12 protein-coding genes and 3 tRNA genes are annotated in these 9,103 nt (G+C 69.9%); 10 read left to right on the top strand and 5 right to left on the bottom strand.

The window, feature by feature from the left end:
* On the bottom strand, positions 1-417 hold a 417-nt coding region (locus E1284_RS03705), incomplete at its 3' end, for a hypothetical protein (RefSeq protein WP_131937022.1).
* A gap of 333 nt (positions 418-750) precedes the next feature.
* Between E1284_RS03705 and E1284_RS03700 the strand changes: the two genes are divergently transcribed.
* Complete coding sequence (locus tag E1284_RS03700; RefSeq protein ID WP_131937020.1) at positions 751-1,041, top strand: hypothetical protein; 291 nt, start codon at positions 751-753, stop codon at positions 1,039-1,041.
* Between the two features lie 48 nt (positions 1,042-1,089).
* Here the strand turns inward: E1284_RS03700 and E1284_RS03695 are convergent, their stop codons facing one another.
* The 3 genes from E1284_RS03695 to E1284_RS03685 all read right to left on the bottom strand — a co-directional run bounded on the left by E1284_RS03695 (position 1,090) and on the right by E1284_RS03685 (position 3,358).
* Positions 1,090-1,971 (bottom strand): GntR family transcriptional regulator, encoded by an 882-nt coding sequence (locus E1284_RS03695; protein WP_131937018.1) that lies wholly within the window; start codon positions 1,969-1,971, stop codon positions 1,090-1,092.
* Positions 1,972-2,090: 119 nt separating this feature from the next.
* Positions 2,091-2,480 (bottom strand): DUF6292 family protein, encoded by a 390-nt coding sequence (locus E1284_RS03690; protein WP_131937016.1) that lies wholly within the window; start codon positions 2,478-2,480, stop codon positions 2,091-2,093.
* 41 nt (positions 2,481-2,521) lie between these two features.
* Complete coding sequence (locus E1284_RS03685; RefSeq protein WP_131937015.1) at positions 2,522-3,358, bottom strand: GntR family transcriptional regulator; 837 nt, start codon at positions 3,356-3,358, stop codon at positions 2,522-2,524.
* A gap of 240 nt (positions 3,359-3,598) precedes the next feature.
* Here E1284_RS03685 and E1284_RS03680 point away from each other — a divergent pair, with 240 nt between their 5' ends.
* The 9 genes from E1284_RS03680 to E1284_RS03645 all read left to right on the top strand — a co-directional run bounded on the left by E1284_RS03680 (position 3,599) and on the right by E1284_RS03645 (position 8,192).
* The gene (locus tag E1284_RS03680) at positions 3,599-3,799 is read left to right on the top strand and encodes a hypothetical protein (RefSeq protein ID WP_131937013.1); all 201 of its coding nucleotides are present in this window, start codon (positions 3,599-3,601) and stop codon (positions 3,797-3,799) included.
* A gap of 278 nt (positions 3,800-4,077) precedes the next feature.
* Complete coding sequence (locus E1284_RS41175) at positions 4,078-4,239, top strand: hypothetical protein (RefSeq protein ID WP_165965109.1); 162 nt, start codon at positions 4,078-4,080, stop codon at positions 4,237-4,239.
* Positions 4,240-4,462: 223 nt separating this feature from the next.
* Complete coding sequence (locus E1284_RS03675; protein WP_131937011.1) at positions 4,463-4,834, top strand: SEL1-like repeat protein; 372 nt, start codon at positions 4,463-4,465, stop codon at positions 4,832-4,834.
* A 92-nt stretch (positions 4,835-4,926) separates the two neighbouring features.
* On the top strand, positions 4,927-6,060 hold the full coding sequence (locus E1284_RS43580) for a cellulose binding domain-containing protein (RefSeq protein WP_131937009.1): 1,134 nt from the start codon (positions 4,927-4,929) through the stop codon (positions 6,058-6,060).
* Between the two features lie 22 nt (positions 6,061-6,082).
* Positions 6,083-6,850, top strand: a complete 768-nt coding sequence (locus E1284_RS03665) for a fumarylacetoacetate hydrolase family protein (protein WP_131937007.1) — start codon at positions 6,083-6,085, stop codon at positions 6,848-6,850.
* 3 nt (positions 6,851-6,853) lie between these two features.
* Positions 6,854-7,492, top strand: a complete 639-nt coding sequence (locus tag E1284_RS03660; RefSeq protein WP_131937005.1) for a DUF2461 domain-containing protein — start codon at positions 6,854-6,856, stop codon at positions 7,490-7,492.
* A 102-nt stretch (positions 7,493-7,594) separates the two neighbouring features.
* Positions 7,595-7,666: transfer RNA gene (locus E1284_RS03655), tRNA-Gln, on the top strand.
* A 25-nt stretch (positions 7,667-7,691) separates the two neighbouring features.
* Positions 7,692-7,764 (top strand) — tRNA-Glu (locus E1284_RS03650).
* Positions 7,765-8,119: 355 nt separating this feature from the next.
* Positions 8,120-8,192: transfer RNA gene (locus E1284_RS03645), tRNA-Glu, on the top strand.
* Between the two features lie 41 nt (positions 8,193-8,233).
* Here E1284_RS03645 and E1284_RS03640 read toward each other — a convergent pair.
* Positions 8,234-9,049: an SAM-dependent methyltransferase gene (locus E1284_RS03640; RefSeq protein ID WP_131937003.1), complete on the bottom strand. Its 816-nt coding sequence runs from the start codon at positions 9,047-9,049 to the stop codon at positions 8,234-8,236.
* Positions 9,050-9,103: the final 54 nt, after the last annotated feature.

Raw genomic sequence — 9,103 nt, 5'->3', positions numbered from 1 at the left:
GTCGGAGATGTATATAAGAGATAGGTACAGGTGCCGGTCGCCCCGCGCGATGAGGTCCTGCCGCTCCAGGGGTGTCAGCGCGTCCCAGAAGGTCGTGGCACCGCGCGGCACGTCCTCGGCGGACGCCGCCGCGACGGCGGGCTGCGACGGGTGCACGGCCATGGACGGCGGCCCGGACGTTTCGTGCAGCGTGTCCGCCCTCAGGTACTGGACGATCGCGTTCGTCACGGCCACCGCGGGGAACGCGAAGAACACCAGGGCCCCGCTCAAGGCGGCGGTGCCAGAGCCGTCCAGCGCGTACCCCAGGACCACCGCCCCCAGCGTCACCGAGGTCATGACCTTCGCGTTCACCGGCCCGGCCCCGGCCTGCGAGGCCGCCCGCCGCCGCAGCGGCGGCACCCAACGATTCAGTCCCACGGAGTCTTCCTTCCCCCGCGAAGCCCCGGCGCAGCCCGCCGGCTCCTCGGTGTCGTTTCGCCCCACCCCTCTGACCACGAGAGTAGGTCGATAGACATACGAAAGCCATACGTTCACTGCACGAGAACCGGTCATAATCTCGTAGCCCACGAGTAAGCCCCTGACAGCCGAGGTTTCCGCGCCTCCGGTTGAGGGAACCTTTCACGTGCATGCTGTATCTGAAACATGGTTTTGCTGGCAGAGGGCTGTATGATCGCCTGACCGGCGGGGTCGACCTCAGGCCGGAGGCGGGGTGGGGCCGGGCTCCGCGTCCCGGGATTGGAGAAAGCGCTCATGACGAACTTTCGAGCAGCCTCCGAGACGTCGGGCGGCGCCATGGACGCGGATGATCCCGGCCGCCGCGCCGACGGCGCCCCGCAGAACGAGCGCGTCACGGTCAACCTGACCGGCAAGGCCGTCCAGGCCCTCCAGCGCCTCCAGGAGCAGACCGGCTACAACAAGACCGACTGCATCAACCGCGCCCTGATCATCGCCAACGAGATCGAGAACATGTCCCGAACCCCGGGCTCCCTCTACTGGCGCGAAACCCCCGAAGCCGACCTCATGCTCGTCCGCTTCGTCTGACCACCGCTCCGTCGCGGTCGCGGGCCGCCACGGTCGGCTTGCGGTGGTCTACTCGCTTGCGGCGTCTCCGTCCGGCGTGGGCGGAGAGTTTTCGGCGGAGGCGCGGCCGGGCGCCCGGAGGACGTCCATGGGGACCTTCCCGTCGTTGTAGTGCAGCCGTGTGCGGTCGGCGGGCCAGACCGTCACGGTGACGCGGAACGGGTCGCCGTCGGCGGAGTAGGCGGTCCGGACGGTCTCGAAGACGATGCTCGCCGCGGAATCGCCGAGGCTGAAGAACCGCTTCTCGTTCTCGTCCGGGACGCGGGCCTTGATCTCGTCGTGGAAGCCGACCTCCCGGTAGCCGAGGGTCTCGCCCAGGTACGCCACGGCGCCCTCGGGGATGTCGCGCGGGAGGAGCAGGCGGGACGCGCCGCTGGTCGCGAACTCCAGCGGGTAGAAGGAGGTCTGCAGGACCCAGGGCTGGTCGTCGAGGAAGATCTCCTGGTGGCGGGAGATGAACTCTGAGCCGCTCTTCATCTGCAGGTAGCGGACGACGACCTTGCTGCCCTCCTGGACCTCCACCTTGACCTGCGACACCGACGCGTTCCGGTTCGCGGGGATGGCGGCGTCCCGGTTGTACCACTCCGACGACACGGCGCCGGGCGCGAGCCCGAGCTCGGCGGCGCGGAGCGTGACGTGCACGATGTCGGGCTGGCGGACGACGAACGTCCCCCTGCCCTGCTCCGAGACGACGTACCCCTGCTGCCGGAGCCAGGCGAGCGCGTCCCGGATGGTGTTGCGGGACGCGCGGTAGTGCTGCTCCAGGTCCTTCTCGGCCGGCAGCGGCCGCCGCTCGGGAGTCCCGTCCGCGGGGGCGAGATCGCCCGATTCGATGCGCCGGCGCAGGTCATCGGCGATGTCACGCCAGCGGAGAGGCGTCGTGCGAGCCATGGCGTCGGTCCCTTCTCGGCTGCGATCGGCAGTACCGAGTGAAGGTCATTGTGCGCGGAAGAGCCTCGCTCCGACCGGCCGTGGCCGTTGCTGGACGGCCACGACCGGTGCCCTCCGGATCAGTGCTTGCGCAGGGCGTCGAACAGACCGTCCCGGGCGTCCCGGTCGCGGGTGACCAGCGGGAGCGAGTCGCCGCTCTCCACCAGCTCGGCGAGGGCGGACGGGGCCAGAAGGACCCCGCCGCCGAGGAGGCGTGCGTCGCGCAGCACGGTGCGCTCGCCCTGGTGACCGGACACATAGGTGCCGATCCTCCAGCCGGCCCACTCGTCCCAGACCAGGGCGTTGTCGCCGGTGATGATGGTTGCGTCGACCGGGCCCATGGGGTCGAGGTGACTGCGGTCCACCCGGATGCCGCGGTCGTTGAGCGCCGTCACCGTCTCGGTGATGTAGGCGTGCGCGGTGTCGACCTGCTCGACCGGGTGGTGCGCTGGATATGCGGAATCGGCCATCGTGGTTTCCCTGCGGATCGTGGTTGATGGATGGAGACGGGTCAGGAACCGCGTTCCCAGACCTCGTCGGGCACCTCTCCGGCGATGAAGCGGATCTTGTTGGTGCCTGGCTTGTAGACGGTGACCGTCAGTCGGAACGGTTTGCCGTCCTGGTCGAAGGCGGTGCGGACGTGCTCGATGACGGCGAGACTGTTCTTGGAAAGCCCGAAGAACTTGAGCTCGTCGTCCGTGGGCGGCCGGGCGTCGAACTCGTCCTCGTACCCGACCTGCTCATGCCCGCACCTCTTCAGGTATGCGACGGTGCCCTCCTCGATGTCGCGCGAGTTCAGCAGCTCCTGGGCCTTGAACGCGAGTTCCAGGCGGAAGTAGGAGTGCTGGAGCGAGTTGGGCTTGCCGTCCACGAAGCGCTGCTGGGACCGGCGGACGACCTGGGGCCGCGCCGCGTCCTCCGCCTCCGGCACGGGGGGGATTCCGAGGGCCTTCATCTGGAGCTCCTCGGCGTCCTGGACCTTCACGTCGGGCTTGGAGGAGCTGGCCTCGTGCTTCTGGCGCTTCGCCTCCGCCATGAACGCCCTGCCCTCGCCGCCCCCGTAGCCGCGGCCGGGTGCGTTCTCGTCGCCGAGGTCCGTGTGATTCAGGGTGATGACGAAGGGCTGGTCCGGCTCGGTGACGAAGCTGCCCTTCTGCGGGACCGTCTCGACGCGCCCGCGCTTGCGCAGTTCGTTGACCGCCGCCTTGATCGTGTTCTCCGAGACCTGCCACTTCAGGGCCAGTTCCTTCTCGGTCGGCAACCGCTTGCCGGGGGCGAGTCGGCCACTGTCGATCTGAGCCTGGAGGTCTTGGGCGATCTCGACGTACTTGGGCGTCCTGCGTGCCATGACCGCCTCTCATTGCAATCAGAGGACTGACCTGTTCTTTCTAACTAGTTCCAATGATCAGGTTTGCCCTGCCTGATCTGGGTTACACCTCTGGTAGGACGAAAGCTAGAACAAGCTGACCAAGGCAGTGTGAACTGTCTGATCGTACCGAGTGGATCACTGCAATATCCAGGATCGGCTCAGACGAGCAGCCTGATCGGGCTCATCCGTTTCCGGCATCACGCTGGAAGGAGCGCGCAGATGTCCAGCATCATCATCCTCCTCTGGATCGCCGTTCCCGCGGCACTCTTCCTGACCATGGCGCTCTACGTCCTCAACATCGGCCTCCGGACGAGGAACGTGGACCTCCGCAGCATGCACAGCGACCGTGGGCTGCTGACCGTCCGGGGCCTGAACGAGTCATGCGACACGATTTCCGGCCACTGCGGCGAGGACCGCTGACCTAAGGAGATTTCGAGGTGGAAGACCGGACGGACGCGGCGCTGAGCGTGCCGGAGCAGTCGACCGGGTACGAGCGGCAGGCGTGGACGCCGGCCGGTCTGAGAAGGGGCGACGTTGACGATGGCGTGCCGGGTGCGCCGGGTGCCCGGCCCCTGATCCCCGAAGATGGCTGGCTGACTCTACTGGACGAACCAGGCGAGCGTGCTGTCCCGGTTCGGCACCTCTCTCCGGTCCCTGAACCTCACGGAGCGGGTGGCCGATGGGCCAGGTCAGCGCGCGTGACCGTCACCGGGGTGACGGTCATGGTGATCAGCGCGGAACTGGGACGGCGGGCCGGGGCGTCCGGACGGCTCACGGTGCTCTGCTCGGCGGGAGCGGGCGCCGCGGTCGTCGCCCCCTGGCTCGTCCCGCACCTTATGCGGCGTCGCCTTTGGACCTGAGACGGTCTGGAGGACCGGCTGGTCGGCTATCGGGTCGGCTGAAACCGGTCGTTCGAAAGAACGATGGTGTTTCCGTCGGTATCGGGATGGTTGCGCAGAAATTTCACTAAATCCGGCGAAAGCGGTGGCGGATTTCGGGTGGAGCGTCCACTATGGGGTCCTGCACCGCACGCGCGGCGTTCCCGCGTGCCGTCCCAGCGAACCGACCTGCCGGAGTGATCCCATGCCCGTCCGACCCTGGACTCCCGAGGACCTTGGACGTCCGACGGACGGCACCTGGGCGGACGTGGCGTTCGGGCTCGGTGAGGTCTACGAGCGCGAGGGCGACCTGGCGCAGGCCGCCGACTGGTACCGGCGGGCCGCCGAGTCCGGGCGCGCCGACGCGGCGCTGCGGCTCGGCGCGGTGCTCGGCCTGATGGCGGACGCGGGATCCGACGGCGAGTCGGCCGAGGACCTGCTGGCCGAGGCCACCCGCTGGCTCAGCGGGGCCCGCGACACCACCACGCCCGACGCCATCGAGCTCATCACCGACATGCTCAACCGGCAGCTGCGGCAGGCCGCCCGGCGGGGACTCGAGCCCGCCCCGGCAGGCTGACGCCTTCCGGACTGCGCCCGGTTCGGTATGAACCGAACCGCTTCGCCCGTCGTCGGAGTCCATGAGATCGACGACGGCGGAGGGTGGACGAGTTGAGCGGCGAGGACTCCGGATACGTGCCCCCGGACCACAGGACGACCGCCGAGTTCCGCGTCCGGGCCACCGCGCCGGGTGCGGAAACGCAGGCTGACTCGACCATCGTGGACACGCCCGTCGACGACCCTGCGGACGCGACGTTCCAGGATCCCCCGGTCGACGACCCGGAAGACGATCCCGAGGCGACCGCTCAGGATGATCTGGCCGATGACGCGGGCGAGACCTTGCAGGACGTGCCGGACAAGGCGTCGGTGACCGTCGCCGACATGCGGATCGAGAAGCCCGCCCCGCCCGCTCCGCCCCAGCAGGAGGCGGCGGCGTTCGAGCAGGCGCCCGCGCCGGTCGTCGCGGAGGCGCCCTGGACGGAGCAGTTCGGCGCCGAGCAGGAGCCGGCGACCGCCGGGACGAGCGTCCCGCCGCCGCCCTATGCGATGCCCTCGCCGGGCCTCCCGGCGGGGCCGCCGCCCGGCGAGACCGCCCCGGCGATGCCGTCCGGGGGAGTGCCGCCGTCGCGGTCCCGGCGTCCGATGGCACTGGTCGCGGTGATCGCCGCGGTCGTCGTCCTCGCCGCCGCGGCGGTCGTGGTGCTGCTGCTCACCAGGGGCGGCTCGGACGGCGGCGGGAAGGCCGCGGCGCCGCCGTCACCGGCCGCGTCCACCCCGGTGGAGGCCGGCGGGCCGACGGACGGGCCGGCGCCCGCGGGGCCGGGAGCGTCCCCGCCGGTCGAGGCCCCCGCCGCGCCGCCCGCGGCCGGGCAGCCGCCGGCAGGGCGGCCCGGCACACCGCCGCCGGCGACCACCGCCCCGATCGGCCCGCTCGTCGAGGGCGAGGGGATCACGTACCAGCTCGTCCAGCGGGACGAGGGGTACTTCGAAGGCAGGATGGTCATCACCAACCGCACCGACCGGCCCATGAAGACGTGGAAGCTGACGTTCCGGGCCCCGGGCGCCGACGTGAAGAACATCTGGGGCGCGCGGCTCGTCCACGGCGGCGAGAAGGTCGAGATCAGGAACCTCGACGGCGTCCCCGCGATCCCGCCCGGCGGCACCTGGGACGTCCAGTTCGGCGCGGCGGGCCCCGCGTCCACCCCGAAGGGCTGCGAGCTCAACGGCAGGACATGCGGGTTCTGACCGGAGTACTAGGCTTTCGACCATGCGTATCGCCAGGTTCTCCACCGACGACGGCATGTCCTTCGGTGTGGTGGAGGAGAACACCGTCGCCGCCATCGCGGCCCACCCGTTCGGTGAGCTGACCTTCACCGGGCAGCGGTTCCCGCTCGCCGACGTCCGGCTGCTCGCGCCGATCCTGCCCAGCAAGATCATCGCGATCGGGAAGAACTACGCCGACCACGTCCGCGAGATGGGCGGGGACGCGCCGCCCGCCGAACCGGTGATCTTCTCCAAGCCGTCCACCGCCGTGATCGGCCCCGGCGAGGCCATCGCCTACCCGGAGAAGCTGTCCGAGCGCGTCGACCACGAGGGCGAGCTCGCCGTCGTCATCGGCCGGATGTGCCGCGAGGTGCCCGCGTCCCGCGCCGCCGACGTCATCCTCGGCTACACCTGCGCCAACGACGTCACCGCCCGCGACCTGCAGAAGAAGGACGGGCAGTGGACGCGGGCCAAGGGCTTCGACACCTTCTGCCCCATCGGCCCCTGGATCGAGACCGAGGTCGACCCCGCCGACCTCGCCATCTCCACGACGGTCAACGGGGACGTCCGCCAGGACGCCCGCACGTCCCTGCTGCTGCACGGCATCCCGGCCCTCGTCGAGTACGTCAGCCAGGTCATGACACTGCTGCCCGGCGACGTCATCCTCACCGGCACCCCCGCCGGCGTCGGCCCGCTGCAGGTCGGGGACGAGGTGACCGTCGCCATCGAGGGCATCGGCAGCCTCACCAACCGCGTCATCGCCAGGGACTGAGCCATGGCGTTCGGCGGCTTCACCGAAGAGGCGTTCGCGTTCTACGAGGGCCTGCTGGGCGACAACAGCAAGTCCTACTGGACGTCCCACAAGGAGACCTACGAACGCCATGTACGCGACCCCATGACCGAGCTGTGCGCCGAACTCGAAGACGAGTTCGGCGCGGTCAAGCTCTTCCGCCCGTACCGTGACGTCCGCTTCAGCAAGGACAAGTCGCCCTACAAGACCCATCAGGGCGGCCACACCGGCGAGGGCTTCTACCTCCAGGTCGACGCGGACGGCCTCATGGTCGCGGGCGGCATGTACGCGCCGACCCCCGAGCAGCTCCGCCGCTACCGCGAGGCCGCCGGGTCCGACGCCCACGGCGGCGAACTCCAGGCGATCGTGGACGACCTCCGCTCGGCGGGCATGGAGATCGCCGGCGACCGGCTCAAGACCCGTCCGCGCGGCACGGCCCCCGACCATCCGCGCCTGGAGCTCCTGCGATACCGCTCGCTCTACGCCCGCACCGGCTGGCCGGCCGACCCGTGGATGGCGGACCCGGGCGAGGTCATCGGCCGGGTGCGGACGTCCTGGCGGCGCCTGCGCCCGCTCGTCGAGTGGGGCCGGACCCACATCGGCCCGCCCGACTCCACGCGCTGACCGCCGTCCCGGGCAATCGTTTTGGCCGTTGTCCCAAGGTCCTGTATTCTCATCGAGGCGCGAGCGACCGGGTCGGAAACGGCACGGAAGCGCGTACCTCACTGGGGTATGGTGTAATCGGCAGCACGAGTGATTCTGGTTCACTTAGTCTAGGTTCGAGTCCTGGTACCCCAGCTGCGTCCGCAGTACGCGGACACACGCCCCCGTCGTCTAGTGGCCTAGGACGCCGCCCTCTCAAGGCGGTAACGGCGGTTCGAATCCGCTCGGGGGTACGTGGCGGGCCATCGTGCTCATCGAGCTTCGCTCGATTTCGCCGAGGCCCGCAGTGTTCCCCCAGGGGGCGACCCCCTGGAACCCCCCCGGCTGTACGGGCTTCGCCCTCACGGTGGCTGAGGTTCGCCCCGCGGGATCTTTTTCTGCGACGTCCAAGTAACGTCCACCAGTATTGATCAAGCGTGATTCTCTTCGCGTCGGCGCCTTTCCTCTCGCACCAGGTGCGTGCCCCAGCGTGCGTCGGCCACCGGTGTGATTTACGCGGTGGTCGGGGTGGAGGAAATGTGGTCGAGGCGGGGGGGGGCGGCCGGTAGGCTGGGCCAGGCCCGGGCGGAAGATCGCTTCGGGTGTCCGGCCCCCGTCGTCTAGTGGCCTAGGACGCCGCCCTCTCAAGGCGGTAACGGCGGTTCGAATCCGCTCGGGGGTACCTGTCGAACCGCGGATCCTCATCCGCGGTTCTTCCATTTTTCAGGGTTTGCGGCCCACGGCGCCGAAGGCGTCCACCGGCTCGGGGGTGCCGAAGGCGTCCGACTCGGGGCGCCACAGCGGGCAGGAGACCAGGCCCGGCTCGACCAGTTCCAGGCCGTCGAAGAAGCGGCCGATCTCCTCCGGGGAGCGCAGCGTGTACGCGGCCGCGCCGCCCTCGTTGTAGTCCTGCTGGGCGTTTTCGGCGGCCTCGCCGGCGACCACGCTCGTGCCGTCGTTCAGCGACAGGTGGCTGCCCGGCGGGAGCGGCTCCAGCAGCGACCGGACGATCGACCGGGCCTCGTCGCCGTCCGGGACGTGGCCCATGATGCCGCTTAGGATCAGCGCGACGGGACGGCTGAAGTCGAGGGTCTTGGCGGCGATGTCCAGGATGTGGCCCGGGTCGTGGAGGTCGGCGTCGACGTAGTCGGTCACGCCCTGCGGCGTGCCGGTGAGCAGTGCCCGCGCGTGGACGAGGACCAGCGGGTCGTTGTCGACGTAGACGACGCGGGCGTCGGGCGCCACGCGCTGCGCGACCTCGTGGGTGTTGTCGACGGTGGGGAGGCCCGTCCCGACGTCGAGGAACTGGCGGACGCCCGCCTCGCCGGCCAGGTACCGCACGGACCGGGTGAGGAACAGGCGGGACGCGCGCGCCACCTCGATCACTCCGGGGAACGTCTCCCGGAACTGCTCGCCGGCGGCGCGGTCGACGGGGTAGTTGTCCTTGCCGCCCAGCCAGTAGTTCCAGATCCTCGCCGAATGCGGGACGGTCGTGTCGATCCGGCCCAGCGCCTCGCCGTGCTTGTCTTGATCGCTCATGGACACCGATTCTGACCATCGGTCAGGCCCGCCGGAACCCCTGCGTCCCGAACA

The organism is Actinomadura bangladeshensis (genome assembly GCF_004348335.1).
Classification (GTDB): Bacteria; Actinomycetota; Actinomycetes; order Streptosporangiales; family Streptosporangiaceae; genus Spirillospora; species Spirillospora bangladeshensis.
Note: the sequence above shows the minus strand (reverse complement) of the source record. Positions and strands in the feature narration are given on the sequence as shown.

Bases quoted from the DNA above. Each gene is read 5' to 3' on its own strand.
- E1284_RS03700 (WP_131937020.1), top strand. From the start codon at position 751: ATGACGAACTTTCGAGCAGCCTCCGAGACGTCGGGCGGCGCCATGGAC.
- E1284_RS03695 (WP_131937018.1), bottom strand. From the start codon at position 1,971: ATGGCTCGCACGACGCCTCTCCGCTGGCGTGACATCGCCGATGACCTG.
- E1284_RS03690 (WP_131937016.1), bottom strand. From the start codon at position 2,480: ATGGCCGATTCCGCATATCCAGCGCACCACCCGGTCGAGCAGGTCGAC.
- E1284_RS03685 (WP_131937015.1), bottom strand. From the start codon at position 3,358: ATGGCACGCAGGACGCCCAAGTACGTCGAGATCGCCCAAGACCTCCAG.
- E1284_RS03680 (WP_131937013.1), top strand. From the start codon at position 3,599: ATGTCCAGCATCATCATCCTCCTCTGGATCGCCGTTCCCGCGGCACTC.
- E1284_RS03675 (WP_131937011.1), top strand. From the start codon at position 4,463: ATGCCCGTCCGACCCTGGACTCCCGAGGACCTTGGACGTCCGACGGAC.
- E1284_RS03665 (WP_131937007.1), top strand. From the start codon at position 6,083: ATGCGTATCGCCAGGTTCTCCACCGACGACGGCATGTCCTTCGGTGTG.
- E1284_RS03660 (WP_131937005.1), top strand. From the start codon at position 6,854: ATGGCGTTCGGCGGCTTCACCGAAGAGGCGTTCGCGTTCTACGAGGGC.
- E1284_RS03640 (WP_131937003.1), bottom strand. From the start codon at position 9,049: ATGAGCGATCAAGACAAGCACGGCGAGGCGCTGGGCCGGATCGACACG.